The sequence below is a fragment of the Nonomuraea composti genome, from assembly GCF_012034275.1.
In the GTDB taxonomy this organism is placed as follows: Bacteria; Actinomycetota; Actinomycetes; order Streptosporangiales; family Streptosporangiaceae; genus Nonomuraea; species Nonomuraea composti.
This window is the reverse complement of sequence record NZ_JAATEP010000022.1, coordinates 74,378-100,803: the sequence shown is the minus strand read 5'-3', so window position 1 is coordinate 100,803 and position 26,426 is coordinate 74,378. Positions and strand designations below refer to the sequence as shown.

Sequence of the window (26,426 nt, the reverse complement as noted above, 5' to 3'; positions counted from 1 at the left end):
AAAAGCCAAACGCGCGCCCCGCGACGGGGGCGCGCGTCACTGACGGGCGGGCTCGGACTCAGATGAGGCCCAGCTCCTTGACCGCCTGGCGCTCCTCCTCCAGCTCGCGCACGCTGGCGTCGATGCGCTCGCGGGAGAACGCGTCGATCTCCAGGCCCTGGATGATCTCGAACGTGCCGCCCTGCGCGCGCACCGGGAACGACGAGATGAGGCCCTCGGGCACGCCGTAGGAGCCGTCGGAGACCACGGCCGCCGAGGTCCAGTCGGTGCCGTTGACCCAGTCGTAGACGTGGTCGATCGCGGCGTTGGCGGCCGAGGCGGCCGAGGAGGCGCCACGGGCCTCGATGATGGCGGCGCCGCGCTTGGCCACCGTCGGGATGAACGTGCCCTGCAGCCACTCGGAGTCGACCTGCTCGGCCGCGATCTTGCCGCCCACCTCGGCGTGGAACAGGTCGGGGTACTGGGTGGCGGAGTGGTTGCCCCAGATCGTCATCTTCTTGATCTCGGTGACCGGGACCTGGAGCTTGGCGGCGAGCTGCGACAGCGCGCGGTTGTGGTCGAGCCTGGTCATCGCGGTGAAGCGGTCGGCCGGCACGTCGGGCGCGTTCTGCTGGGCGATGAGCGCGTTGGTGTTGGCCGGGTTGCCCACGACCAGGACCTTGATGTCGTCGGCGGCGTGGTCGTTGATGGCCTTGCCCTGCGGGCCGAAGATGCCGCCGTTGGCGCCGAGCAGGTCGCCGCGCTCCATGCCGGCCTTGCGCGGCATGGCGCCCACCAGCAGCGCCACGTTGGCGCCGTCGAAGGCGACGTTGGGGTCATCGGTGATCTCGATGCCCGACAGCAGCGGGAACGCGCAGTCGTCCAGCTCCATCGCGGTGCCCTCGGCCGCCTTCACCGCCGCCGGGATCTCCAGCAGGCTGAGCTTGACCGGAACGCCGGCGCCGAGCAGCTGCCCCGACGCGATGCGGAACAGCAATGCGTAGCCGATCTGGCCGGCGGCTCCGGTGACGGTCACCTTGACGGGCACAGTGGCTGACGACGCCATGGCCTTCCCCTAACTCGCAGCGAGAACGTTGACGCCTGGGATGTTACCCGCTCGTCATCAGCAGGTTTCCATCGCGGGCACCTTCAGCTCCGCCTCGAAGTCGACCTTCTCGAAGTACCTGGTCAGGAGCTGCTCGATGTAGCCCTTGGCGTAGAAGTCGGCGATCACGGCCTCCACCGCCTGGCAGGTGCGGACGTCGCCGCGCTTGATGCCCACCCCGTAGCGCTCGTTGGTGAGCTTGGCGCCGAGGATCTTGTACCGCATGTTCTCCCTGGCCGCGAAGCCCGCCAGGATCAGGTCGTCGCCCGGCACGGCGTCGACCTTGCCGCTTCTGAGCAGGTCCATGCAGGCGGCGTAGTCGCTGGCCGTGACCGGCTCGACCTTCACCTTGTCCTGCACGGCGCCGACGGACGGGCTGTTGGGCGCGCAGATGCGCTTGCCCTTCAGGTCGCCGAGCTCATCGATGCCGCCGCCCGCGCGTACCAGGAGGTCCTGGTGCGCCAGATAGTACGGCCCGGCGAACTGCGTCTCGCTCCTGTCGATCGAGTACGTGGCAATGACCAGGTCCACTCGCCCCTCGGCCAGGGCCTTCGAGCGCTCTTCGCGGCCCACCCGGACGAACGTGGTCTCCTTGGCCCCCAGCTCCGCCGCGATGCGCTGGGCGATCTCGATGTCGAAGCCCTGGAAGTCGTCGCCGTTCTGCAGGGCCACACCCGGCAGGTCGCCCTTGACGCCGATCACGATCTTCCCGGTCTGCGCCACCTTGTCGGCGACCGTCGAGAACGTGGCGCCGGTCTTCGGCCCGGGCGTCTCCTCGGGCTCCGTCCCCTGGAGGAACCGCAGAGCGGACAGGCCGCCGTTCATCGCCAGCGCGATCGCCGCGGCGGCGACCAGCACGATCGCGGTGGCCACGGCCAGCCAGACCTTCGCCCGCCCGCGCCGCGCGGGCGCCGCGGGCCCGGGCATCGCGTACGGTGCCCCGCCCCCTTCCGCGGGGCCCGTGGGGGCCGCGTGGCCTGCCGTGCTCGCCGACGGCGCTGTCAAGGCGGGCTGCCTGGCGGGACCGGCAGGCAGCGCACCCTGCCCCGTGACGGGCCGGTGCTCCTGCGCCCCCTCCCCACCCGCCTCGATGGACGGGGCGGTGGAGGGGCCGGTCCGGGACGGCGGCACCACGGACCCCTTGTGCTGGTCGGTGATCGACCGGGACGGCACCCTGATGAACGGCGTGGTGTCGTCGCTGGCCACCTGCACGCCCCGGGTGAGCACCGCCGTGGAGGCCCCCTTCACCGACGACGACTGCCCGAGCAGCCGCAGCAGGATCTGGTCGGCCGACGGCCGCTCGGCCGGCGACTTGGCCAGCGCCTCCTGCACGACGCCGCGCAGCGGCTCGTGCAGCATCGTGACGTCGACCTCGTGGTTGAGGATGCGGTTGAGCACGGTCGCGATCGACTTGCCCTCGAAGGCGACCTGCCCGGTGGCGGCGAAGGCGATGGTCGCCCCCCACGAGAACACGTCGGTGAACGGCCCGATGTCGTCGCCGGCGATCTGCTCGGGCGCCATGTAGGCGGGCGTGCCGATGGCGCGGCTGGTGATCGTGCCGGTGGAGTCGATGATCCGGGCGATGCCGAAGTCGACCACGCGCGGCCCGTCGGCGGCGATGAGCACGTTGTCGGGCTTGAAGTCGCGGTGCACGATCGAGGCGTGGTGGATCGCGGTGAGCGCGGTGGCGGTGCCGATGGCGAGCCGGTCGAGGGCCGTGCCGGTGAGCGGCCCGTCGGTCTCGACGACCTCGCGCAGCGGCCGGCCGTCGATGTACTCGCTGGCGATGTACGGCGTGTCGCCGTCGAGGTCGGCCTCGATCACGCGGGCGGTGCAGAACGACGCCACCCGCTGTGCCGCCTTCAGCTCCCTGGCGAAGCGGGACCTGGCGATGGTGTCGCCGCTGAACTTGACGTGCAGCAGCTTGATCGCGGCACGCTCACCGGCGTCGTTGACGCCCAGGTAGACGATGCCCTGGCCACCTTCGCCGATCCGCCCGGACAGCCGGAAGGACCCCAGCTCGGTGGGATCGCCGGCGACCAGCGGCGAGATTTGCGGCATTCGTCATCCCCACGTGTACAGAACCCCATCGACGCAAACTTTACGACGATCGGCAACTTCGCAGGGATCGGTTAAGGTTTGGCTACGTCACGGCTTCGTGTCTTTCGTTGATCGCGAGCCCCGCCCGCCTTGCTTCTCCCGCCCGTTCGGGGAAGCCTCAGGATCATGGATCGCCCCTTCGACATCGTGTTGTTCGGCGCGAGCGGGTTCACCGGCGCGCTGACGGCCGCCTACCTCGCCAGGGCCGCGGGGCCGGGCACCCGCTGGGCGCTGGCGGGGCGCGACCGGGCCAGGCTGGAGCGGCTGGGGCTGGACGTGCCGGTGCTGGTCGCCGACGCGGCGGACGCGGCCTCACTCGCGGAGCTCGCCCGGCAGACCCGGGTGCTGGCGACCACGGTCGGACCGTACGCGTTGCACGGCGAGCCGCTGGTCGCCGCCTGCGCCGACGCCGGCACCCACTATCTCGACCTCACGGGCGAGCAGGAGTTCGTGGACCGCGTGTACGTGCGCTACCACGACCGCGCGGCCCGCAGCGGCGCCAAGCTGGTGCACGCGTGCGGCTTCGACTCGATCCCGTGGGACCTCGGCGTCCTTTACACGGTCACCCGGCTGCCGGAGGGCGTCCCCTTGCGGGTCAGCGGCTTCCTGCGCGTCCACGGGCGCCCGTCGGGCGGCACGGCGGCCACCGTGCTGACGGTGCTGGGCCGCGCCCGCCAGGCCGCCGAGCAGGCCACACAACGCCGCTCGGCCGAGCCCAGGCCCAAGGGGCGCACCGTCAGCTCCCGGCCCGGCGGGCTGCGCTACGTGGGCGGCTGGGCCCTGCCCATGCCGACCGTCGACCCGCACATCGTCGGCTACTCCGCCCGCCTGCTCGACCGCTACGGCCCCGACTTCACCTACCGCCAGCACTACGCCGTCCGTACGCTGCCGCGCGCGCTGGCCACGGTGGCGGGCGCGGGCGCGTTCGCGGCGCTCGCCCAGCTCCCGCCGGCCCGCCGCTGGATGCGGGGCCGGGTACGCCCCGGCGAGGGGCCGTCACCGGCCCGGCGGGCCAGGAGCTGGTTCAAGGTCACGTTCCTGGGCGAGGGCGGCGGCGAGCGCGTCGTCACGGAGGTCGCCGGCGGCGACCCCGGCTACGACGAGACCGCGAAGATGCTCGCCGAGTCGGCTCTCTGCCTGGCCTTCGACGACGTCCCCGAGCGGGCGGGCCAGCTCACCACGGCCTCGGCCATGGGCCGGCCCCTCATCGAGCGCCTGCACCGCGCGGGGATCACCTTCCGCGTCGTTCAGTAGGGCAGGCTCCAGGTGGTGAAGGACTTGCGCAGGTACGGCGCCTTGTACTTCGGATAGGCCACCGTGCGCACGTCACCGTCCGAGGTGTAGCGCATGTCCGGATTCTTCTTGAGCCAGTCGAGCCAGGCGTGCGAGCAGAACTGCGCGCAGTCGCCCTTCTTGTCCATGGCCTTGATGCGCGGGATGCCCGCCGCGTCGAACGACTTGCTGAAGGGCGCCGGCGCGGGCGTGTACCCGGCCAGGAAGGCCCCCTGGTGCTTGTAGAGCTTGCCGTTCAGCGCCCAGTCCTTCTTGTTCGGCTGGTTGCCGTACGGCAGGGCGATCGTGGTCGGCTTGGTGTACGACAGCGAGTTGATCTGCTGGGCGATCTTGCCGATCTGCTCCTCGACCTCCTTGTGCGAGCGTCCGCGCAGGTTGAGGTGGTCGCTGGTGTGGTTGCCGATCTCGAAGCCGTTGTCCTTGAGCCAGAGCAGCATCTGCGCCTGCTCCTCGCGCGTGGTCTTGCCGAACATGTCGCGCGTGACGTAGAACGTGGCCTTGGGCTTCCAGCCCGGGTGCGCGGCGGCGACCTCCTTGAGTATCGCGACGGCGGTGTCCTTCTGCGGCACGCCCATCTCGTTCAGCGTGAGCTGTGAGGGCGAGGAGTCGTCGAAGGTCAGCACCACGGGGTGCTTGCCGGCCGGGATGTCGATCTTGCCGGCCACCATTTCGGCGGCCGTGATCGGCACGTAGTCCTCCCGCACCAGCCGTTCCAGGTCCGCCCTGAACTGCTGGGGCGATCTGTCGTCGGTCGTCTGCGGCTTCGGCACGATCCGGTGGAACATCAGCACCGGGATCTGCCCGAGCTCGTTGGCCTTCACCTTGGCGGCGTTCTTGACCTTGGCCGCCTTGGTCGCCTTCAGCTTGGCGGCGGCGTCCACCTTGGTCCCGGCCAGCTTCGTGGTGTCCGGCTGAGAGTCGCAGCCGGTCAGGATCACGGCGGCAGTGAGCACCCCCAGCCCACCCAAAATTCTCAGTCGCATCCGAACCCCCCGAAACGCGTACGACTGTTCTTGAGCTGGCTCATACCCACGTGATCAACACCGCCACGCCGCCGTACGCGTCAAGACATGGGAAAGGGGCCGCCCGGCGGACGGCCCCTCACCTGCGACGATCGCTACCGCAGCCGGGCCTCGATGGCCTCGATGATCCGCGGGCGCAGCTCGGCGGCGCTGATGACCGCGTCCACGGAGCCGACCTCGACCGCGCGCCGGATGTTGTGCACGCGGTCGAACTCCGCCGCCACCTCGCCCAGCTTCTCCGCGCGCACCGAGGTGCGCAGCTCGTCGAGCTCGGCCGTCAGCGCCGCCCGGTCGGCCCCGGACGCCGCCGCGACGCGCGCCTCCAGGCCCTGGACGCGCGGGTCCGCCGCGGTACGGGCGTTGACCTCGCCGGAGAAGACCGCCGCGGCGGCCGGGGCCCCGCCCAGCACCGAGGCGTAGGAGCCCTCCAGCGCCAGCACGGTCATGTTCGGGTTGAGCGCCTTGGAGAACACCACGAACGCGCCGCCGTGGTAGCGCGAGATCACGCAGAACACGATGGGCCCGCGGAAGTTCACGATCGCCCGGCCGATCTCGGCGCCGTACTCGAGCTGCAGCTTGCGCATCGACTCCGGCGAGCCGTCGAAGCCGGACAGGTTCGCCAGCACCACCAGCGGCCGGTTGCCGCTGGCCGCGTTGATCGCCCGCGCCGCCTTCTTCGACGACCTCGGGAACAACGTGCCCGCCGTGTAGGTGTCGGGGCCGTCGGTGGGCGGGAAGCCGCGCCGCGGCACCGAGCGCGACTCGATGCCGAGCAGGCACACCGGCATGCCGCCGAGGTGCACGTCCTGGACGACCGCCGTCTCCGCGTCGGCCATGCCCGCCCAGCGCTCCAGCACCGGGTGGTCCTGGTCCGACAGCGCCCGCATCACCGTGCGGATGTCGAACGGCTTCTTGCGGTCGGGGTTGGCCGTACTGGAGAAGATCTCGCCGACCGTGCTGAAGTCGCTGCCCTCCACCACGTGCGGGAAGTCGGAGATGTCGCGGTCGACCGGGTCGGTCGTCTTTGCCCGCCGCGGCCCCTGTTCGCCGGGGGCGACGTAGGTGTGGTCGTAGTGCGACATCAGCACGTCGCGGGCCGCGGACAGGTTCGGCGCCCAGTACTGGGCCTGCCCGTTGGGGCCCATCACGCGGTCGTAGCCGCCGATGCCGAAGTTGTCCTCGGCCGACACGCCGCCCGAGAAGTCGAGCGCCTGCTTGCCCGTCAGCACCATGGCCGAGTCGGGCGTCATGACCAGGATGCCCTTGGTGTGCATGAGCATCGTCGCCTCGGCGTTCCAGTACGGCTGCGCCCCGACGTTGATGCCCGCGACCACGATGTTGATCTCGCCGCCGTCCTGGGTGAACTCCACGATGCGCTTGAGCGCCGCGGCGATCCAGTCCATGTTCTCGGTGCCGGACTCCATGGAGATGCGGGCGCCGGCCGACAGCGCGTACCACTCCAGCGGCACCTTCATCCGCTCGGCCAGGTCGAGGGCGGCGATCACCCGGCGGCACTCCGGCTCCGACAGCGCGCCCAGCGACTTCGTCGGGTCGCCGAGCAGCACGACCCTGGCGATGCCCTCGGGATGGCGCCTGGTGCGGGTGGTGACCACGCCCGCGACGATGGCCGCCTTGTTGCGGCCCTTCGGCCGGTCGACGGGCACCAGCGCGTGGTTCTCGTCGAGGTCGTGCTCGACGAAGTCGCCGAGCATGCCGGTCAGCTCGTACGGGTAGACGGTGTTGCGGCTGCTGGCCCGCAGGACCTTCTGCCGGTAGTCGTCGAGCGGCTCGATCGGCTCGTCGGACGGCTGGCCGATGGTCAGCTTGGGCGCGCCGGTGGCGTCGAGGGAGATGCGCACGGCCACCTTCGTCAGCGCGCCCGTCTCCGGGTCGCGCTGGCGCGCGATGAACAGCGTCTCCTCCAGCCCGGCGCCCGCGGTCGTCGGCAGCACGCGCCGGGCGAGCATCTCGATCTCGGCGCGGGTGAGGTTGCTGGGCGGCCAGACGTAGACCACGATCCGGTTGGTGTTGAGCCGCTTCTTCGACGGCCGCCGCGCCTGGGCCCGGCGGATGGAGTCGACGCAGGCGGCGATGACGTCCTCGGCCGTCGGCAGCGCCACCAGCCGGCCGTCGTGCTCGCGCAGCTCGGTCAGGTCGCGCACCTGGGCGAAGGCGATGAGGCGATCGTCGGACGGGTTCTCCCGCGCCACGCACTGGAAGAGGTAGACCTCCTCGTCGGAGGACGGGAGCCGGGTGAGGTCGAACTTGCTGAGCCGCTGGAGCTGCATGCGCTCGGCGATGTACGGGTGCAGTCCGCGGATCAGCCGCTCCTCCGCCATCCCTTCCGGCGACGGGCGGAAGGTGAAGTGGTGGTGCATGACCGCGCCGCCGCGCCCCGCGACGGTGGCGGTGATGCGGCGGACCTGCTCCGGCAGCGGCTGCGCGGCGACGACCTCGTGCAGCGCGGCGGCCATCGCGTCGGAGTCCTCCGGCTGGCCCTCCCAGGCGAGGTAGATGTCGGCGTCGACGACGTCCTGGCGGTCGCCGGCCAGCTCGGCCAGGCCGCGCAGCGCGCTGCCCAGCGCCTCGAAGCTCACCGCGGAGGAGACCACGCACGAGCCGGCGCGCTCGGCGATCACGAACGCGCAGCCCGCGACCTGGCTGGTGCGCACGGCGATGAGCGGCTTGTTGCCGTAGTAGCGCCGGGTCAGCACCTCCAGCATGACCGCGTTGTCGAGGTCGTCGCGGACGAGGCGCTGGCCGAGCAGCCGCACCAGCGGCTCGGTGCTGCGGACCATCTCGGCGATGCGCTCGGCGCGGTCGGGCGCGTCGGGGTGCGCGTCGAGGTGGCGCAGGTGCCTGCGGACGGCGGCGTAGACGCGGGCGCGGTTGCGGCGCAGCAGCGGCTGGCCGAACCAGGCGAACACCACGCCGCGCGCGAGGTCGGAGATCACCGGGAAGCGGACCTGCGTGGCGGCCAGCAGCCGCTCCAGCACCAGCCCGGCGGGCTCGCGCAGCGCGCCGTCGGGCGGCGGCTCGCGCAGCCAGGTGCGCAGCAGGGTCGCCAGGACGGCGGCGTCGGCGGAGGCGCGCTGCTGGGCCAGGAAGATCCGGAACACGGCGCCTTCGAGCTCGCTCGTGCGCTCCAGGTCGGTGACGCCGTAGTGCCGCAGCGCCTTGGCCAGCTTGGCCTGGAAGCTGGCCGGCAGCCCGGCCCGCTCGACGTCGAGGCTCTGCAGGTAGGTGTGGAAGAACTCGCGCGGGCTGTGCACGTGCTCGTCGCCGTCCTCGCCGGCCGGCCGGTTGCGGCTCAGCTCGGCCAGGTCGGCGAAGACCTCGAACAGCTCCAGTTCCTCCTCCAGCGGCCGGTGCCCCTCCTCGATGGCGGTGCGGCGCGCTTCGAGGTAGTCGTCGATCATGGCGCCCTCGCCGTGCGGGTCGAGGTCGTAGCCCAGCAGCAGGCTGCGCAGGCCCTCCTGGCCGCGCCTGGTGCGCTCGCGCGCCGGGACCTCGCCGGGCGCGGCGGGCAGGTCGAGCTCGACGGTGCCGGCCACCTCGTCGAGCGCGGCGTCGTCGTCGGCCAGCGGCTCCAGCCGCAGCAGCGGCGCGCCGGTCTCGACCTGGCTGCCGACGGAGACGGAGATCTCCTTCAGCCGCGCCTTGAACGGCGCCCGCAGCACCGTCTCCATCTTCATGGACTCCAGCACCAGGACCGGGGCGCCCGCCTCGACCTCGGCGCCGACCTCCAGCGGCGTGGCGACGACCAGCGCGGGCGCCGGCGAGCGGACGACGCCGCCCTCGTCGCGGCTGACGCGGTGCGCCACGCCGTCCACCTCGATCAGGTGGGTGGCGCCGTGCGTGCCGATGAGCAGCCGGTAGCGGCTGCCGTTGACGACGATCTGGCCGGTGTAACGGTCGAAGCGGTCGAGCTCGACGTCGGCGGTGCGCACGTCGCCGCCCGCCTCGACGGCGACGCGGAAGCGGTGGGCGCCGACCCGGGCGACCCGCACGCGGTAGCCGGCGCCGCGCAGCTTGAGATCGAGCGGCCGGCTGCTCTTGTGCTGCACCTGCGGGCGCCCGCCGAACGCGGTCGCGAGCAGCCGCTGCCGCTCGGCGCGCTCCTCCTCCTCGTACGCCTCGATCGCGGCGGCCGCCAGCGCGACGCCGGAGTGGCGGTGCGAGACGAGCCTGCCCTCGCCGCGGACGCGGTCGATCCAGCCGGTGTCGGCGCTGGCGTCGATCACCTCGGGCTGGTCGAGCAGGTCGAGCACGAAGCTCTTGTTGGTGGCGCCGCCCTCGATGATGACGGACGTGCGCGACATGGCCCGGCGCAGCCGCCCGAGCGCCTCGTCGCGGTCGCGGCCGTACGCGATGATCTTCGCGATCATGGAGTCGAAGTCGGCCGGGATCGTGTCGCCCTCGCTGACGCCGGTGTCGACCCGGATGCCGGGCCCGGCGGGCAGGTCGAGCCGGGCGATGCGGCCCGGCGACGGCGCGAAGTCGCGGTCGGGGTCCTCGGCGTTGAGCCTGGCCTCGATGGCGTGGCCGCGCTCGGCCGGCGGCGCGCCTTCGAGCCGGCCGCCGGAGGCCACGTGCAGCTGCGCCTTGACCAGGTCGAACCCGGTGGTGGCCTCGGTGATCGGGTGCTCCACCTGCAGCCGGGTGTTGACCTCCAGGAAGGCGAACATCCGCTCGCCCGGGTGGTAGAGGAACTCGACGGTGGCCGCGCCGCGGTAACCGACCCGGACGGCCAGCCGCTCGGCCGCCGCCTTCAGCTCGGCCACCTGCTCCGGGCCGAGCACCGGCGACGCCGACTCCTCGATGATCTTCTGGTTGCGCCGCTGCACCGAGCAGTCACGCACGCCCAGCGCCCACGCGGTGCCCTGCCCGTCGGCGATCACCTGCACCTCGACGTGCCGGGCCCCGGTGACCAGCCGCTCCAGGAACACCACGCCGCTGCCGAACGCCCGCGCCGCCTCCTGGCTGGTGCGCTCGTAGGCGGCATCCAGCTCCGCCTCGTCGTGGATGACGCGGATGCCGCGCCCGCCGCCGCCCGCGGTGGCCTTCAGCATCAGCGGGTACCCGATCCGCGCCGCCGCCTCGCGGGCGGCGTCGAGCGTCTCGACCGCGCCCCGGCTCCACGGCGCGACCGGCACGCCGACCTCCTCGGCGATCAGCTTCGCGCCGATCTTGTCGCCGAGCTTGCGCATGGCGTCGGGGCTCGGCCCGACGAAGGTGACCCCGATCCGCTCGCACAGCTCCGCGAACGCCGGGTCCTCGGCGACGAAGCCCCACCCGACCCACGCCGCGTCGGCCCCCGTCTCCAGCAGCGCGCGCTCCAGCACCTTCAGGTCGAGGTACGGGCGGGCCGCGGCCGGGCCCAGGTCGTAGGACAGATCCGCCTCGCGGACGAACGTGGCCGTACGGTCGACGTCGGTGAACAGGGCGACGGTCTCCATCCGTGTCCCGGTCTCCGCGGCGAGGTCACGTACGGCGTGGATGAGCCGCATTGCGGCCTCACCACGATTGACGATGGCGACACGACTGAACACCCGACCGAGCCCTCCTGTAGACCAACGATGTGCGCCCCTGCGGCACGACAGCCCCGTGCAGTATCAACTCTTCCGCCTCACGAGCGGCTGCGCCCATGTCGTACACAGCGCACGCTTCGGGGCTGCATTTGTGGGAAACCCCCAAAAAGCCGACCGCGCCCAGAGCGGCGGCAGACAGTGAAACGACCTCTACCACGCGGGGGATCCGCAGGTAGAGGCCGTTTTCCGCGGCACTTAGGCCGACATCTTCTTCTTGAGGTTCTCGTCGAGAGCCGCCAGGAAGTCCTGAGTGGTGAGCCACTCGGCGTCGCCGCCGACGAGCAGCGCGAGGTCCTTGGTCATCTGACCGCCCTCGACGGTCTCGATGCAGACCTGCTCCAGCTTGTTCGCGAAGTCGGTCACCTCGGGGGTGTTGTCGAGCTTGCCGCGGTGGGCCAGGCCACGCGTCCACGCGAAGATCGAGGCGATCGGGTTGGTGGAGGTGGGCTTGCCCTGCTGGTGCTGGCGGTAGTGGCGGGTCACGGTGCCGTGCGCGGCCTCGGCCTCGACGGTCTGGCCGTCGGGGGTCATCAGGACCGAGGTCATCAGGCCGAGCGAGCCGAAGCCCTGGGCGACGGTGTCGGACTGGACGTCGCCGTCGTAGTTCTTCGCGGCCCAGACGTAGCCGCCCTCCCACTTCAGCGCCGCGGCGACCATGTCGTCGATGAGGCGGTGCTCGTAGGTCAGGCCGGCCTTCTCGAAGTCGTCCTTGAACTCGCTCTCGTAGACCTCGGCGAAGATGTCCTTGAAGCGGCCGTCGTACGCCTTGAGGATGGTGTTCTTCGTCGAGAGGTAGACCGGGTAGTTGCGGGCCAGGCCGTAACGCATCGACGCGCGGGCGAAGTCGCGGATCGACTCGTCGAGGTTGTACATCGCCATCGCGACGCCCGAGCCGGGGAAGTCGTACACGTCGAGCTCGATCGGCTCGGAGCCGTCCTTCGGCGTGTACGTCAGGGTGAGCGTGCCCTCGCCGGGGATCTTCAGGTCGGTGGCGCGGTACTGGTCGCCGAAGGCGTGACGGCCGACGACGATCGGCTTGGTCCAGCCGGGCACGAGCCGCGGCACGTTCGACATGATGATCGGCTCACGGAAGATCACGCCGCCGAGGATGTTGCGGATGGTCCCGTTGGGGGACTTCCACATCTTCTTGAGGCCGAACTCCTCGACGCGCGCCTCGTCCGGGGTGATGGTGGCGCACTTCACACCGACGCCGTACTTCTTGATGGCGTTCGCGGCGTCGATGGTGACCTGGTCGTCCGTGGCGTCTCGGTGCTCGATGCCGAGGTCGTAGTACTTCAGGTCGACGTCGAGGTAGGGAAGGATCAGCTGGTCCTTGATGAACTGCCAGATGATCCGGGTCATCTCGTCGCCGTCAAGCTCGACGACGGGGCCCTCCACCTTGATCTTGGGCATGCGAATGGTTCCCCTTCAATGAATGGATGCGTTGAGGCTATCGGACCGCCAGGTCACGGTGCGAAAAGGGACAGGATGAGCGCCTTCAGCTCGTTGTTGTAAAGCAGGAGCGAGGTCAGGACCAGCACGAATCCGAAGACGGACAGCGTGATGGCGTCGATCTTCCTGCTCCTCAGCGCGAGCTGCCCGCCGTAGCCGGCGAAACGCAGCGCGGCGGCGATCATGATGACGGCGCCCAGCACGAACCCGCCCCAGCGCGGATTCACGACGAAGGTCACGAGCACGCCGACGGCCGCACCCGCCAGGATCAGCGGGTACGGCCCCCAAGTCTCCTGTTTCTCGGACTGATGGCTCACCGTTCTTCGATCGGCTTCCACTTCTGGTCGGTCTCCCCGATGTACTCACTGTCGGGGCGGATCAGCCGGTTGTCGGCGTGCTGCTCGATGACGTGAGCGGTCCAGCCGGACATGCGGCTGATGGAGAAGACCGGCGTGAACAGGTCGGTGGGGATGCCGAGGTAGTGGTAGACCGAGGCGGCGTAGAAGTCGACGTTGGGGTAGAGACCCTTGGTCTCGAAGACGACCTCCTCCATCTCCTTCGACATCCGGTAGTAGGTGTCGTCGCCGCTGGACTCGCCCAGCTCGGCCGACATCTTGCGCAGGTGCGTGGCGCGCGGGTCCTCGGTCTTGTAGACGCGGTGACCGAAGCCCATGATCTTCTCGCCAGCGGCGAGCTTGTCGCGGACGGCCTGGGCCACGCCTCCCGGGGTGAGCGACTCCAGGGTCTTCATGACCTGCTCGTTCGCCCCGCCGTGCAGCGGGCCCTTGAGGGTGCCGATGGCGGCGACGATGGCGGAGTGCATGTCCGACAGGGTCGCGGCGCAGACGCGGGCGGCGAAGGTGGAGGCGTTCATGGTGTGGTCGGCGTGCAGCACCAGGCACTCGTCGAAGATCTCGACCTCGCGCGGGTCGGGGGTGCGGCCGGTGACCTGGAGCAGGAAGTTCGCGGCGATGCTCAGTGAGGGGTCCGGCTCGGGGACCTCGGAGCCGGTGCGGGCGGCGTGGTAGCGGGCGACGAGCAGCGGCTGCTGCGCGACCAGGCGGGCCGCCTTGCGCAGGTTGGCGTCGGGGGTGATGGAGTCCTTGTCGGGGTCGTCGGCGCCGGAGAGCGAGACCAGCGAGCGCAGCGCCTCCATGGGTTTCTGTTTCTCGGCGATCTCTTCGATGTTCGCGGACACCAGGGCGCCCAGCTCCCGGCCCCGCGCCAGCTCGGCACCGTACGCGTCGAGCTCGGAGCGGGTGGGCAGCTTGCCACGCTGGAGCAGGTGTGCGGTCTCCTCGAACGTCGCGCGGCCGGCCAGGTCGTGGATGTCATATCCACGGTAGAAGAGGCGACCGGCCTTTCCGTCGATGTCACTCAGCGCCGTGGACGCCGCGACGACATCGGCCAGACCTTTCGTGGGCTTGTCCGCCATGAGTGTTTCCTCCGCTTATCTTCGACCGAAGTCTACCCGTGAGCAGGCAAAACCGACCGCAAAGGTCCAGACCAATTTCACGACTGATTCTCCTTTCGGCAAAGGAGATTCCGCATCCCCTCGGTTGGGTAAGCCGGAGCTGTAGTAATAGTTACGGCGGGCTACCTGGGGAGGAACTGCCGTGGAGGGGCCGTTCATACGCATCGAGGACACTGGCGAGGTGGTCCCGTTGCGCCCCGAGATCACGACGGTCGGAAGGGGCCGGGGTGTCGATATCCGGCTCACCGATCCCAGCGTGTCTCGACTCCATGCCGAGTTCGTCAGACGAGGACCTTACCTGTATGTCGTGGACCTGGGTCTGTCCAGGAACGGCACGCGGGTGAACGGCAGGCCGATCGCCCGGAGGGTCCTTGACGACGGCGACGTCGTCTCCTTCGGCGCGGCGCGGGGTCGCATCGGTGGAGTCCCCCGAGAGGACTTCACCCCCGAGGTCGAGCTGCGCAGGGCGGCCGCGCCCGAGCTGACCAGGCGCGAGGTCGACGTGCTGACCTCGCTCTGCAGGCCGGCGCTGTCGGACGAGGCGTTCGTCGCTCCGGCGACCGCACGCGAGATCGCCGACGACCTGGTCGTGACGGAGGCCGCGGTCAAGCAGCACCTGCTGCGGCTCTACCAGAAATTCAGGATCCCCGAAGGCACCAACCGGCGCACCCGGCTGGCCAACGAGGTCGTGGCGCTCGGTCTGGTGCGCCCGACCCCTGTGGTCCCGCCACAGCGCGCGTCGGGTGCCACGGCCGAGCAGCCATCGGCGGCCGGGCGCAGGGCGTCTTAACAGGGCTTCTGGATTCGCGACCGGGGCTACGGCGAGGGGTTCCGGCAGCATCTTGGAACCTTGAGCCACCCACTACCGTGCCGATCGTGGCGCGGTTCGAGCAGCGGTGACCGTCCGAAGGGGCGGCGCCGGGCTCGTCGCCGGTCAGGAAATGGCCGGCGACGCGCGCAGGCGCAGCACGCCCTCAGATCAACTCACTTCATCATCCGTCCTCTATGCCCGGTCAGCATCCCTCAGATCGCCCGGCATCCGTCCCGGCGGCATCCCTCAGCGCCTGGACTCCGTCCCGGCGGCATCCCCTCAGATCGCCCGGAAACCGTTGCTCGGCTTGCTCGTCCGGTTGGCCCGGTCCACCGCGACCGCGTAGTAGTGGTCGCCGCGCCTGCCGTCGGGGTCGGTCCAGCGGATCTGCCGGTCGCCCGGAACGACCGCGACGAGGTGGCGCGCGTCGGCGAAGTCGCCGGAGCCCGCGTGCCGGTCGAAGCGGAAGATGGCGAACAGGAACGGCTCGTCCCGGCCGGTGGCCACCGCCCGTACCTCCACCCCGTCCGCACGGCGGCGCGCGTAAGCGAGCACCGGCCGCTTGGGCGGCTGCCCGCCGGCCAGCCTGGGCAGCACGGGCGCCAGCGCGGGCCGCTGGTAGTGGTCGTTGACGGCGGTGGAGATGGAGCCGATCCGGTCGACCTTGACGTCGTTGGCGTTGTACCAGATGTCGCCGGAGATCTCGGGGTGCTCGCGGTTGAGCGTCAGATGCCTGGACAGCTCGCCCGGCACCTGCCACTCGGCGGCCTGCGCGGGATCGCCCGCCTTGTACGCGGCCTGCCCGATCCACAGCAGCGTGTTCGTGCCGCTGGCGACGTCCGACCACCAGGGCACGAGCTTGGAGTAGTCGGCCGGGGGCTGCCCGATGTACCAGTAGAGCTGCGGCGCGATGTAGTCGAGCCAGCCCTTCTTGACCCAGCCCCGGGTGTCGGCGTGCAGGTTGTCGTAGGACTGGCCGCCGTTGGTGTCGGAGCCGAGCGGGTCGGTGGCCTTGTTGCGCCAGATGCCGGACGGGCTGATGCCCCAGGCGATCTCCGGCTTGGCCGCGAGGACGCGCTGCTGCATCTCCGAGACCATGAGGTCGACGTTGTTGCGCCGCCAGGAGGCCAGGTCGGGGAAGCCGGCGCCGTACTTGGCGAATTCCTCGGCGTCGTCGAAGGCCGTGGTGTTGGTCGGGTAGAAGTAGTCGTCGAAGTGCAGGCCGTCGATGTCGTAGCGGGTGACCGCGTCCATCATGGCGTCCTGGCAGAACGTGCGGACCTCGGGGATGCCGGGGTTGTAGTAGAGCTTGCCGCCGAACGGCAGGATCCAGTCGGGGTGCCGCCGGCCGGGGTGGTCGGGGTGCAGCTTGGCGGGGTCGGCCTGCATCGAGACCCGGTACGGGTTGAACCAGGCGTGGAAGGCCAGGCCGCGCTTGTGCGTCTCCTCCACGGCGAACCCGAGCGGGTCGTAGCCGGGGTCCTGGCCCTGGGTGCCGGTGAGGTACTGCGACCACGGCTCGTACGGTGACGGCCAGAACGCGTCGGCCGTCGGCCTGATCTGCACGAAGACCGAGTTGAGCTTCCGCTGGACGGCCACGTCCAGCCAGGCGAGGTATTCGGCCTTCTGCTCGTCGGCGCTCAGCCCGGGCTTGGACGGCCAGTTGATGTTGACGACGGACGCGATCCACATGCCCCGCATCTGCCGTAACGGCGGGACATAGCCGGTTTCGGCGAAGGCCGGCAGCGGGACGGCGGAAGCGGCGGCGGCGAGGGCGAGACCCTTCAGGAGAGTCCTTCTGCTCGGCATGGGGGGTGGCCTCCCGGAAGTGGTTGTGTCGAGGCCGACGATGACAGAAAATTACCTTCAGATCAACAACTGTGAAGGAAAATGCCGATGAGCGGTGACCTGTACAGACTGGCGATGACGGTGCTGCATCCGGGGTTCGAGGGAACCTCTGCTCCCGACTGGCTGCGCCGCGCGCTGGGGGAGGGTCTCGGCGGCGTGGTCCTGTTCGCCCGCAACGCCGTGAACGGGCGGCTCGTCCGGCAGCTCCGCGCCGAGCACCCCGGCACCGTGATCGCCATCGACGAGGAGGGCGGCACGGTCACCCGCCTGGAGGTCATGGCCGGCAGCTCCTTCCCCGGCAACCGGGCGCTGGGCGTCGTGGACGACGTGGACCTCACCGAGCAGGTGGGCCGCCAGATCGGCAGGATGCTCGCCGACCTCGACATCACGCTCGACTACGCGCCCTCCGCCGACGTGAACGCCAACCCCGCCAACCCGGTCATCGGCGTGCGCTCCTTCGGCCCCGAACCGGCGCTCGTCGCCCGCCACACCGCCGCCTACGTGCGGGGCGTCCAGGGCGCCGGCGTCGCCGCCTGCGCCAAGCACTTCCCCGGCCACGGCGACACCGTCACCGACTCCCACCTGGCCCTGCCCACCGTGCACGCCTCGCGCGACCTGCTCGCCGAGCGCGACCTGCCGCCGTTCAGAGCCGCGATCGACGCCGGGGTGCGCTCGATCATGTCCGGCCACCTGCTCGTGCCCGCCCTCGACCCGTCGATGCCGGCGACGCTCAGCCGTACCGTCCTGACCGAGCTCCTCAGGGGCGAGCTCGGGTTCGACGGGATGCTCGTCACCGACGCGATCGAGATGCGGGCGGTGGCCGCCATGTTCAGCCCCGGCGAGATCGCGGTGCGCGCGCTCGCCGCCGGCGTGGACGCCGTCTGCGTCGGCCTGACCAGCGAGGACGGCCTGCGCGAGCTGCGCGACACCGTCGTCGCCGCCGTCCGCGACGGGCGGCTGCCCGAGGAACGGCTCGCGGAGGCCGCCGCACGGGTGCGCGCCCTGTCCGGCTGGTACGCCTCTGAGGCCGGCGCCCGCGCGAAGGCCCACGACGACATCGACCAGGGCGTCGGCCTGCGGGCCGCCCGCGCGGCGCTGACCACGTCGGGCACCGCCGGGCTCGACCGCGGCCCGCTGGTCGTCGAGATCAACACCCGGCTCAACCAGGCCGTGGACCCCGCCACGCGGACCGGCGTCACCGCCGCGCTCGCCGCCCTGCTCCCGAACACGGCCAGTGTGCGGCTCGGGCCCGACGGCGAGCTGCCCGCCTTCGACGAGCGGCCGGTCGTGCTCGTGGTGCACGACGCCGCCCGCCACCCCTGGGTGCGCGACACCGTCGCCAAGGCCCTGGCCGTGCGGCCCGACGCGATCATCGTCGACACCGGCGTCCCCGCCCCGCCGCCGGGCGCCACCCACGTCGCCACGCACGGCATCTCCCGCGTCTCCGCGCAGGCCGCCGCCGAATGGATCGTCACGTGAGCGCCGAACCCGCCAACCCCGTCGCCGCCGTACGCGCCGTGCTGCCCTCCCTCACGCCGGCGGCGCAGTCGATCGCGCGGCTCATCCTCGACGACCCCGGCCTGGTCGTGCGCAGCACGATCACCGAGTTCAGCGGCGTGTCCGGGACGAGCGAGGCCACGATCGTGCGCACGGCGCGGGCGCTCGGCTTCTCCGGGTACTCCCAGCTCCGCTTCGCGCTGGCGGCGGCCGTGGCCAAGGAGCCCGAGCGGCTGGTGCCCGGCGACCTCGGCCCCGACGACCCGCTCACCGACGTGATCGCCAAGGTGGCGCGGGCCGAGTCGGAAGCGCTCGCCGACACCGCCGCCCAGCTCGACCCTGACCAGCTCGGCGAGGTCGTCGCGGCCATCTCCGAGGCGCGGCGCGTCGACGTGTACGGGGTCGCGGCCTCCGGGCTGGTCGCGGCGGACATGTCGCAGAAGCTGCTGCGGATCGGGCTGTCCAGCCACCCGTTCAGCGACGCCCACCTCGCGCTGACCAGCGCGGCGCTGCTGAGGAGCGGCGACGTGGCCGTGGCGATCAGCTGCAGCGGGGAGACCCCCGACGTCCTGGTGCCCGCCCGCACCGCCGCCGAGGCCGGCGCCGCCATCGTGGCCATCACGAACAACCCGCGGTCGTCGCTGGCCGAGCTGGCCGACCACACGCTCGTGTCGGCGGGCCGCGAGACCGCCTTCCGTCCCGGCGCCCTGGCCAGCCGGATCAGCCAGCTCCTCATCGTCGACTGCATCTTCGTCGGGCTGGCGCAGCGCCGCTACGACACCGCGGACGCCGCCATCCGCGCCACCCGCCTGGCCACCGACCGGTACCGGAGCCGCTGATCGTCCCCCTTGACAGCCGCCCGTGAAGGCGTAGCTTCCAGGCACATCCAGGCTGGGAGGCATTTTGAGGACCGTCAGGGACGCCGTCTTCGACATCCTGCGGCGCTACGAGCTGACCACCATCTTCGCCAACCCCGGCTCCACCGAGGTGCCGCTGCTGACCGGGCTGCCCGATGACCTGCGTTTCGTGCTCGGCCTGCACGAAGGGTCCGTGGTCGGCATGGCGACCGGCTGGGCGATCGGCCGCGCCGCCCCCGCGCTGGCGCTGCTGCACACGGCCGCCGGGCTGGGCAACGCCGTCAACGCCATCGCCACCGCCCGGGAGAACCGGGTGCCGCTGGTCATCCTCGTCGGCCAGCAGGACCGGCGGCACCTGGCGCTGGAGCCGTTCCTCGCCGGGCGGCTGACCGGGCTCGCCGGCGACTACCCCGTACGCGCCGACCAGCCGGTACGGGCCCAGGATGTGCCCGGCGCGGTCGCCAGGGCCTACCACGAGGCCGCCACGTCGAGGGGGCCCGCGCTGGTCGTCGTGCCCATGGACGACTGGGCGGCGCCCTTCGACGGCGAGACCGTGGCCGCGCCCGTGCGGCTGCTGCGGCCCGCCGCCGTCGCCGACGCCGACCTCGCGCCCCTCGTGGAGCTGCTGGCCGGGGCCCGCAGGCCGGCCATCGTCTCCGGCGCGGGCGTCGGCTCCGGCTGGGCCGCGCTCGTGGCGCTGGCCGAGCGGCTGGGCTGCCCCGTCTACCAGGAGTCGTTCGGCGGGCGCGCCGGGTTCCCGCAGGACCATCCCCAGTACGGCGGGGTGCTGCCCGGCGAGCGCGGCGAGCTGCGGGAGCGGCTGGCGCCGCACGACGTGGTGCTGGCGGTGGGGGCGCCGGTGTTCCGGCAGTACTCGTACGCGCCCGGGCCGCTCGTCCCTGCCGGCACCGTGGTCGCGCTGGTCACCGACGATCCCAACGTGGCGCATCGCAGCCCGGCCGACCTGGCGTATCTCGCCTCACCCGAGGCCGTCTGCGCCCGCCTGGCCGACCTCGTGCCCTCGTCCGGGCGGGGCGGCGCCTGGTCACGGACGCACGGCCACGCGCCGTACGCGGGCGGGCCGCTGCGACCCACGGACGTGCTGCGCGAGCTGGCCGGGCGGCTCCCCCACGACGTCGCGCTCATCGAGGAGGCCCCGTCCGCGCGACCCGACCTGCACGCGCTCGTGCCCGCCCGGACCTCCTTCGGGTTCCTCTCGGCCGCCATGGGCGGGCTCGGGTTCGGCCTGCCCGCGGCGGTCGGGCTGCGGATGGCGCAGCCCGACCGGCCCGTCGTCGCGGTCGTCGGCGACGGCTCCGCCCTGTACGGCGTGCAGGCCCTCTGGAGCGCCGCCCACTACCGGGTGGGCGCGCTGTTCGTCGTGCTCGCCAATGGCCGCTACGCCGTCATGGACGGGCTCGCCGAGAAACACGGCGGCGGCAAGGCGCCGTGGCCGCCGTTCGACGAGGTGGACATGGGGGCGCTGGCCCGCTCGCTCGGGTGTCCCGCGGTGCGGGTGGAGACGTACGACGACCTGACGGGGGCGCTCGACGAGGTCATGCCGTCGCTCGCCACCCGCGAGACACCCCTGCTGCTCGACGTGGCCGTCACCGTGGAACGGTGACGGCCCGCCGGCTGTGTCCTGGAATTGCCTACTGGAGTTGGCGCTCGGCGGCCTCGACCACGTTCGACAGGAGCAGCGCGCGGGTCATCGGCCCGACCCCGCCCGGGTTGGGCGTGAGGTGACCGGCGACCTCTTCCACGTCGGGCGCCACGTCACCGGCGATCTTGCCGTTCACGCGGGAGACCCCGACGTCGAGCACGGCGGCGCCCGGCTTGACCATGTCCTTCGTGATCAGCTCGGGCACCCCGGCCGCCGCCACCACGATGTCGGCCCTGCGCACGTGGGCCGCCAGGTCTTGGGTGCCGGTGTGGCAGAGGGTCACGGTGGCGTTCTCGCTGCGGCGGGTCAGCAGCAGGCCGAGCGAGCGGCCCACCGTGATGCCGCGGCCGACCACGGCGACCTCGGCCCCCTTGATCGGGACGTCGTACTCCTGAAGCAGCAGCACGATGCCGTGCGGGGTGCAGGGCAGCGGGGCGTCGACCATGTGGACGAGCCGCCCGAGGTTGACCGGGTGCAGGCCGTCGGCGTCCTTCGCCGGGTCGATGCGCTCCAGCAGGGCCATCGTGTCGAGCTGCTTGGGCAGCGGGAGCTGGACGATGTAGCCCGTGCACGCCGGGGAGGCGTTGAGCTCGTCGATGGCCGCTTCGACGTCGGCCTGGGTGGCGGTCGCCGGCAGGTCGACGCGGATGGAGGCGATGCCCACCTCGGCGCAGTCGCGGTGCTTGCCCGCGACGTAGATCTGGCTGCCTGGGTCGTCGCCGACCAGGACGGTGCCGAGGCCGGGGGTGATGCCGCGTTCCTTGAGCGCTGCCACCCGGGTCTTGAGGTCTGCCTTGATCTTGGCGGCGGTCGCCTTGCCGTCGAGTTTCACTGCGCTCATGCCCGCAATCCTTCCATGCCGCCCCGCCTTCTCCGCACCGGACCACGCCTACTCCACCCTCCCGCGCCCGGTTATCCACAGAGGCCAGGCAGTCGGCCCGAGTTATCCACAGGGCTCCGGTGACATCGTTGTCATTGATCTTGGGAGGGCTTAGGGTTACGGGCGCCGGCAACACGTGCACGGTGCTGCTTGTATGGAGGTCCCTTGTCGTCCCGCCCACCGTCCCGACCGAGTAGGTAAGACCCATGCCCACACCGGAGCACCCTGGCGCCCCCCGCCGGCCCGACAACCCCCACACACACTGATGACCTGCGTCCTTGCCATTGACATCGGAGGAACCAAGCTCGCCGCCGCACTGGTGGACGAAACCGGTTCGATCCTGCGTTCCGCCACCCGCCCGACACCGCGCGAGGAGGTCATGTCCGCCCTGGCGGCCCTCATCACGGAGGTCCTCGACGGCGGCCCGTCCCCGCAGGCGGCCGGCATCGGCTGCGCGGGCCCCGTCGACCTCGCCTCGGGCACCGTGAGCCCGGTCAACATGCCGAGTTGGCGCGGCTTCCCCCTGCGCGAGGAGGTGCGGAAGCTGACCGGCCTGCCCACCGTGCTGGCGGGCGACGCGCAGTGCTTCGCCCTCGGCGAGCACTGGCTGGGCGCCGGCCGCGGCTGCACGTCGCTGCTGGGCATCGTCGTCTCGACCGGCATCGGCGGCGGCCTGGTGATCGACGGCGTGCCACTCCTCGGCCCGACCGGCAACGCGGGCCACGTGGGCCACATGAGCATCGACCCCTACGGGGAGCGGTGCGAATGCGGGGGGCGGGGCTGCGTCGAACGCTACTCCAGCGGCCCCAACATGGCCCGCTGGGCCCTGCAGAACGGCTGGTCACCGGGCACGGCCTCCTCCTCGGGTGCGCTCTCCGAGGCCACCACCGCCGCCTCCCGTCCCAGCAACGGCGCGGAGCCGTCCGGCCGGGGGGCTCAGGGCGAGGTGCGGGCGGACGCGCGGACGCTGGCCCAGGACGCCGCCGCCGGAGACCCCATCGCGGTGGCGGCCTTCCAGCGCAGCGCCAGAGCCCTGGCCGGCATGATCGCCTCCACGGCGGCGGCGGTCGAGCTCACGGCGGTGGTCATCGGCGGTGGGGTGTCGGCCGCCGGAGAGGTGCTGTTCGAGCCGCTGCGGCACGCGCTCGACGACGTGACGGGCCTGCCCTTCGTCCGGGCGGTCGAGGTCAGGCAGAGCACTCTGGGCGTCCGGGCCAGCCTGGCCGGCGCCGCCCAACTGGCCTGGCGCCCCCGCCCGTCGATCACCCCCTGACCGCCCCGCACGGCACCGCCCTGGTCCCATCGCAGAGCGCCCTCGTGTCGCAGCGCGTCGGCGGTTGGTCTCGTCGTGGGGATGTCGCACCCCAGGGGTAGCGTGGTTGTGGTGTTCGAGGGTTTCGACGAGTTCGATGTTTCGACCACGCAGACGACCATCCACGGCGTCCGGGGTGGGGCGGGGCCGGCGGTTCTGCTGTTGCACGGCATCCCCGAGACGCACCTCATGTGGCATCGCGTCGCGCCGGCCCTGGCCGAGCATTACACGGTGGTCGCGACCGACCTGCGGGGTTACGGCGCGAGCGGTAAGCCGCCCAGTGCGCCCGATCATGGGCCGTACCGGATGCGGGCGATCGCGGCCGAGCAGGTCGAGGTGATGGCGGCGCTGGGGTTCGAGCGGTTCGCCGTGGTGGGTCACGATCGGGGGGCGCGGTGCGCCTACCGGATGGCGCTCGATCATCCGGCCGTGGTCAGCCACCTGGCGGTGCTCGACGTCGTACCGACGGGTGAGGTGTATGCCCGTGCGGACGCCGAGTTCAGCCGGGGTTTCTGGGTGTGGTCGTTCCTGGCGGCGCCCGAGCCGGTGCCGGAGCGGATGATCGCGGCGGCGCCGGAGGTGCTGGTCGATCACATGCTGGACGCCTGGTCGCAGGTGCCGGGCGCGTTTCCCGAGCCGGTGCGTGCCGCTTACGTGGCGGCCTTCCGCGACCCGGGCACCGTGCACGCGATCTGCGAGGAGTATCGCGCCGCCGCCACCCTCGACGTGGCCGACGACGAGGCCGATCGGGGCCGCCGGCCCATCCGGTGCCCGACGCTGGTGTTGTGGAGCGCGGGCGGTGCGGTCGGGCGGTGGTACCGGCCGCTGGAGGTGTGGCGGGCCTGGGCCCCCGACGTGCGCGGCGGCCCGATCCAGGCCGGGCACTTCCTGCCGGAGGAAGCCCCCGAGGAGACCCTGCACCACCTGCTGGACCTGCTGGCCTGAGCCGCCGCCGCGCCCCGCGCCCGTCTGCCGGAGCTGCGGCGCCAGGCGCGAGGGCCCGAGGCGGGGCCCGAAGGTCGGTGCTACTCGCGCTCGGCGGCGGCCTGGGCCTCGCGACGCTCGATGATGCGGCGGGTGTACGGGATGACTTCTACGACGCGGCTGCCGAGGTAGGCGCCGATGAAGGCGAGGACCAGAAGCACGATGGGGCTGGTGGCCAGGCCGTTCAGGGTGACGAACGCCTGCAGGAACGCGTCGAGCGCCATAGGTGTACTCCGGGGGACGAGGAGCGGGGAGGAGTTCAGGGTAGCCGGACTTCAGGGATGCTCGCCGCAAAACCGATGTTCGCCGCAAAAATGGATAAGGGGCGACATTTTGATCATGTCGCCCCTTATCGGGAAATCAGCGGAGATCAGTGGAAGAAGTGGCGGGTGCCGGTAAAGTACAGGCTGGCGCCGGCCTTCTTGGCCGCCTCGATCACCAGCTCGTCCCTGATGGACCCGCCAGGCTCCACGATGGCCCGCACGCCGGCCTCCAGCAGCACCTCCAGCCCGTCAGGGAACGGGAAGAACGCGTCGGAGGCGGCCACCGCGCCGGCCACCCGCTCCCCCGCCCGCGTGACGGCCAGGCGGCAGGAGTCGACCCGGTTCACCTGGCCCATGCCGACGCCCACGGTGGCGCCGCCGCTGGCCAGCAGGATGGCGTTCGACTTGACGGAGCGGCAGGCGCGCCAGGCGAACTCCAGGTCCGCGAGCACCTCGGGCGAGACGGGCTCGCCGGTCTTGAGCTCCCACTGCAGGGCCGAGTCGCCGGGCGCGTCCACGCGGTCGACGGTCTGGACGAGCAGGCCGCCGTCGATCCTGCGGAACTCGGTCGGCGCCGAGGGGCCCTCGGGGCAGAGCAGCAGCCGCAGGTTCTTCTTGGCGCGCAGGACCTCAAGCGCCTCCGCGTCGTAGGCGGGGGCGATGACGACCTCGGTGAACACGTCGGCGATCTGCCGGGCCAGCTCCGCGGTGACGGCCCGGTTCACGGCGATCACGCCGCCGTAGGCCGAGACGGGGTCGCAGGCGTGCGCCTTGCGGTGCGCGTCGGCGACGTCGGCGCCGATGGCGATGCCGCACGGGTTCTGGTGCTTGATGATGGCCACGGCCGGGTCGGGGAAGTCCCAGGCGGCCCGCCAGGCGGCGTCGGCGTCGAGGTAGTTGTTGTACGACATCTCCTTGCCGTGCAGCTGCTCGGCGCCCGCCAGCCCGCCGGTGCCCGCCGTGCCGCCCGCGTAGAGCGCCGCGCGCTGGTGCGGGTTCTCGCCGTAGCGGAGGGTGGCCTTGCGCTCGTACGCCGTGCCGGCGAACTCGGGGAACTCCTCGCCCCCGCCCACGTACGTGCCGGCGAACCAGTTGGCCACGGCCACGTCGTACGACGCGGTGTGCGCGTACGCGATGCCCGCCAGCCGTCGCCGCTCGGTCAGCGTGAAGCCGCCCTCGGCCAGCGCGTTGAGCACGTCGCCGTAGAAGCTCGGGTTGACCACGACGGCGCAGGTGTTGTGGTTCTTCGCGGCGCCGCGGATCATGGCGGGGCCGCCGATGTCGATCTGCTCGACGCACTCCTCGTCGGACGCGCCGGAGGCCACCGTCTCCTGGAACGGGTACAGGTTCACCACGACGAGCTGGAACGGGTCGATCTCCAGCTCGTCGAGCTGCGCCACGTGGTGCGGCTTGGTGACGTCGGCCAGCAGCCCGGCGTGCACGCGCGGGTGCAGCGTCTTGACCCGCCCGTCCAGGCACTCGGGGAACCCGGTGAGCTGCTCCACCTTCGTCACCGGGATCCCGTAGGAGGAGATCGCGGCGGCCGTGCCGCCGGTCGAGACGATCTCCACGCCGGCGCCGTCGAGGGCTCTGGCCAGCTCCTCGAGCCCGGACTTGTCGTATACAGCGATCAGCGCGCGCCGGATGGCGATGCGAGTCACGTGGTTTCCCCTCCTGTGTGGTTGCCGATTCGGACGGTACGTCCGCTGACCGTCCAGCCCTCGCGAGCCATCCGGCCGACGGTCTCGACGAGCAGGCGGCGCTCGACCACCTTGATCCGCTCGTGCAGGACCGCCTCGTCGTCGTCAGGTTGCACGGGCACCGCCGCCTGCGCCACGATCGGCCCGGTGTCGACCCCCTCGTCGGCCAGCATGACCGTGCAGCCGGTCACCTTGACCCCGTGGGCCAGCGCGTCACGCACGCCGTGGGCGCCGGGGAACGACGGCAGTAGCGCCGGATGGGTGTTCAGCACGGGGAACGCGTCGAGCGTCGGCGTACCCAAAATTTTCATGAAGCCCGCGGACACGACCAGGTCGGGCTCGTACGCTGCGATCCTGGCCGCGATCGCGGCATCCCATTCCGCGCGCGTCGGATAATCGCCCACTTTTTCGACAAAAGTCGGGATATTTGCCCTGGTAGCCCTGGCCAGCCCCTCGATCCCCTCCCTGTCGGCGCCCACCGCGACCACGCGAGCCCCGTACGACGGGTCGGCAGAAGCGTCCAGCAGGGCCTGTAGGTTGGTTCCAGAGCCGGAGACGAGGACGACGAGCCGCCCAGCCTTAGACACACACACTC

At 71.5% G+C, this 26,426-nt stretch carries 19 protein-coding genes; 7 read left to right on the top strand and 12 right to left on the bottom strand.

Annotated features, from left to right (window positions below):
* Positions 1-58 precede the first annotated feature (58 nt).
* Both HCN51_RS28840 and HCN51_RS28835 read right to left on the bottom strand, forming a co-directional pair.
* A complete protein-coding gene (locus HCN51_RS28840) occupies positions 59-1,045 on the bottom strand; it encodes a malate dehydrogenase (RefSeq protein ID WP_168013453.1) in 987 nt (328 codons plus the stop codon).
* A 57-nt stretch (positions 1,046-1,102) separates the two neighbouring features.
* Positions 1,103-3,145 carry a serine/threonine-protein kinase gene (locus HCN51_RS28835; RefSeq protein WP_168013451.1) on the bottom strand — a complete coding sequence of 681 codons (2,043 nt, stop codon included), beginning with the start codon at positions 3,143-3,145 and terminating at the stop codon, positions 1,103-1,105.
* Between the two features lie 165 nt (positions 3,146-3,310).
* Between HCN51_RS28835 and HCN51_RS28830 the strand changes: the two genes are divergently transcribed.
* The gene (locus tag HCN51_RS28830) at positions 3,311-4,438 is read left to right on the top strand and encodes a saccharopine dehydrogenase family protein (protein WP_168013448.1); all 1,128 of its coding nucleotides are present in this window, start codon (positions 3,311-3,313) and stop codon (positions 4,436-4,438) included.
* On the opposite strand, the gene HCN51_RS28825 is transcribed toward HCN51_RS28830, so the two are convergent.
* The 5 genes from HCN51_RS28825 to HCN51_RS28805 all read right to left on the bottom strand — a co-directional run bounded on the left by HCN51_RS28825 (position 4,432) and on the right by HCN51_RS28805 (position 13,977).
* On the bottom strand, positions 4,432-5,430 hold the full coding sequence (locus HCN51_RS28825) for a polysaccharide deacetylase family protein (RefSeq protein ID WP_080043057.1): 999 nt from the start codon (positions 5,428-5,430) through the stop codon (positions 4,432-4,434). The two genes, HCN51_RS28830 and HCN51_RS28825, sit on opposite strands and share 7 nt — an antisense overlap.
* Positions 5,431-5,594: 164 nt before the next feature.
* On the bottom strand, positions 5,595-11,051 hold the full coding sequence (locus tag HCN51_RS28820) for an ATP-binding protein (protein WP_168013446.1): 5,457 nt from the start codon (positions 11,049-11,051) through the stop codon (positions 5,595-5,597).
* Between the two features lie 234 nt (positions 11,052-11,285).
* Complete coding sequence (locus HCN51_RS28815; RefSeq protein ID WP_168013444.1) at positions 11,286-12,503, bottom strand: NADP-dependent isocitrate dehydrogenase; 1,218 nt, start codon at positions 12,501-12,503, stop codon at positions 11,286-11,288.
* A 53-nt stretch (positions 12,504-12,556) separates the two neighbouring features.
* Positions 12,557-12,859: a DUF3017 domain-containing protein gene (locus HCN51_RS28810; protein WP_168013442.1), complete on the bottom strand. Its 303-nt coding sequence runs from the start codon at positions 12,857-12,859 to the stop codon at positions 12,557-12,559.
* Entirely contained in the window at positions 12,856-13,977 is a 1,122-nt protein-coding gene (locus HCN51_RS28805; protein ID WP_168013440.1) for a citrate/2-methylcitrate synthase, read from the bottom strand. Before HCN51_RS28805 ends, HCN51_RS28810 begins: the two co-directional genes overlap by 4 nt.
* A 181-nt stretch (positions 13,978-14,158) precedes the next feature.
* Here HCN51_RS28805 and HCN51_RS28800 point away from each other — a divergent pair, with 181 nt between their 5' ends.
* The gene (locus HCN51_RS28800) at positions 14,159-14,806 is read left to right on the top strand and encodes an FHA domain-containing protein (RefSeq protein WP_080043062.1); all 648 of its coding nucleotides are present in this window, start codon (positions 14,159-14,161) and stop codon (positions 14,804-14,806) included.
* A gap of 300 nt (positions 14,807-15,106) precedes the next feature.
* Here HCN51_RS28800 and HCN51_RS28795 read toward each other — a convergent pair whose 3' ends face one another.
* Positions 15,107-16,636, bottom strand: coding sequence for a glycoside hydrolase family 10-like protein (locus HCN51_RS28795; protein ID WP_168013438.1), 1,530 nt, complete (start codon positions 16,634-16,636; stop codon positions 15,107-15,109).
* A gap of 87 nt (positions 16,637-16,723) precedes the next feature.
* Between HCN51_RS28795 and HCN51_RS28790 the strand changes: the two genes are divergently transcribed.
* The 3 genes from HCN51_RS28790 to HCN51_RS28780 all read left to right on the top strand — a co-directional run bounded on the left by HCN51_RS28790 (position 16,724) and on the right by HCN51_RS28780 (position 20,653).
* Positions 16,724-18,154 (top strand): glycoside hydrolase family 3 protein, encoded by a 1,431-nt coding sequence (locus HCN51_RS28790; protein WP_168013436.1) that lies wholly within the window; start codon positions 16,724-16,726, stop codon positions 18,152-18,154.
* Positions 18,151-19,011 (top strand): MurR/RpiR family transcriptional regulator, encoded by an 861-nt coding sequence (locus tag HCN51_RS28785; protein WP_346433833.1) that lies wholly within the window; start codon positions 18,151-18,153, stop codon positions 19,009-19,011. Before HCN51_RS28790 ends, HCN51_RS28785 begins: the two co-directional genes overlap by 4 nt.
* Before the next feature lie 64 nt (positions 19,012-19,075).
* Positions 19,076-20,653, top strand: a complete 1,578-nt coding sequence (locus HCN51_RS28780; protein ID WP_168013432.1) for a thiamine pyrophosphate-dependent enzyme — start codon at positions 19,076-19,078, stop codon at positions 20,651-20,653.
* Between the two features lie 28 nt (positions 20,654-20,681).
* Here HCN51_RS28780 and HCN51_RS28775 read toward each other — a convergent pair whose 3' ends face one another.
* The gene (locus tag HCN51_RS28775) at positions 20,682-21,533 is read right to left on the bottom strand and encodes a bifunctional methylenetetrahydrofolate dehydrogenase/methenyltetrahydrofolate cyclohydrolase (protein WP_168013430.1); all 852 of its coding nucleotides are present in this window, start codon (positions 21,531-21,533) and stop codon (positions 20,682-20,684) included.
* 304 nt (positions 21,534-21,837) lie between these two features.
* Between HCN51_RS28775 and HCN51_RS28770 the strand changes: the two genes are divergently transcribed.
* Both HCN51_RS28770 and HCN51_RS28765 read left to right on the top strand, forming a co-directional pair.
* Positions 21,838-22,845 (top strand): ROK family protein, encoded by a 1,008-nt coding sequence (locus HCN51_RS28770; RefSeq protein ID WP_168013428.1) that lies wholly within the window; start codon positions 21,838-21,840, stop codon positions 22,843-22,845.
* Positions 22,846-22,956: 111 nt separating this feature from the next.
* Complete coding sequence (locus HCN51_RS28765) at positions 22,957-23,829, top strand: alpha/beta fold hydrolase (protein ID WP_346433832.1); 873 nt, start codon at positions 22,957-22,959, stop codon at positions 23,827-23,829.
* An 80-nt stretch (positions 23,830-23,909) separates the two neighbouring features.
* On the opposite strand, the gene HCN51_RS28760 is transcribed toward HCN51_RS28765, so the two are convergent.
* From HCN51_RS28760 to purN, 3 genes are all read right to left on the bottom strand, one after another.
* A complete protein-coding gene (locus tag HCN51_RS28760) occupies positions 23,910-24,092 on the bottom strand; it encodes a hypothetical protein (protein WP_168013426.1) in 183 nt (60 codons plus the stop codon).
* A gap of 146 nt (positions 24,093-24,238) precedes the next feature.
* Entirely contained in the window at positions 24,239-25,792 is a 1,554-nt protein-coding gene (gene purH / locus HCN51_RS28755; protein ID WP_168013424.1) for a bifunctional phosphoribosylaminoimidazolecarboxamide formyltransferase/IMP cyclohydrolase, read from the bottom strand.
* Positions 25,789-26,418 (bottom strand): phosphoribosylglycinamide formyltransferase, encoded by a 630-nt coding sequence (gene purN, locus HCN51_RS28750; protein WP_080043072.1) that lies wholly within the window; start codon positions 26,416-26,418, stop codon positions 25,789-25,791. The genes purH and purN overlap by 4 nt, the downstream gene beginning before the upstream one ends.
* Positions 26,419-26,426: the final 8 nt, after the last annotated feature.

What these genes read in the sequence shown, in the direction of transcription:
- HCN51_RS28805 (WP_168013440.1), bottom strand. Translation starts at nt 13,977, where the DNA reads ATGGCGGACAAGCCCACGAAAGGTCTGGCCGATGTCGTCGCGGCGTCC.
- HCN51_RS28815 (WP_168013444.1), bottom strand. Translation starts at nt 12,503, where the DNA reads ATGCCCAAGATCAAGGTGGAGGGCCCCGTCGTCGAGCTTGACGGCGAC.
- HCN51_RS28830 (WP_168013448.1), top strand. Translation starts at nt 3,311, where the DNA reads ATGGATCGCCCCTTCGACATCGTGTTGTTCGGCGCGAGCGGGTTCACC.
- HCN51_RS28760 (WP_168013426.1), bottom strand. Translation starts at nt 24,092, where the DNA reads ATGGCGCTCGACGCGTTCCTGCAGGCGTTCGTCACCCTGAACGGCCTG.
- HCN51_RS28835 (WP_168013451.1), bottom strand. Translation starts at nt 3,145, where the DNA reads ATGCCGCAAATCTCGCCGCTGGTCGCCGGCGATCCCACCGAGCTGGGG.
- HCN51_RS28840 (WP_168013453.1), bottom strand. Translation starts at nt 1,045, where the DNA reads ATGGCGTCGTCAGCCACTGTGCCCGTCAAGGTGACCGTCACCGGAGCC.
- HCN51_RS28795 (WP_168013438.1), bottom strand. Translation starts at nt 16,636, where the DNA reads ATGCCGAGCAGAAGGACTCTCCTGAAGGGTCTCGCCCTCGCCGCCGCC.
- HCN51_RS28775 (WP_168013430.1), bottom strand. Translation starts at nt 21,533, where the DNA reads ATGAGCGCAGTGAAACTCGACGGCAAGGCGACCGCCGCCAAGATCAAG.
- HCN51_RS28770 (WP_168013428.1), top strand. Translation starts at nt 21,838, where the DNA reads ATGACCTGCGTCCTTGCCATTGACATCGGAGGAACCAAGCTCGCCGCC.
- HCN51_RS28790 (WP_168013436.1), top strand. Translation starts at nt 16,724, where the DNA reads ATGAGCGGTGACCTGTACAGACTGGCGATGACGGTGCTGCATCCGGGG.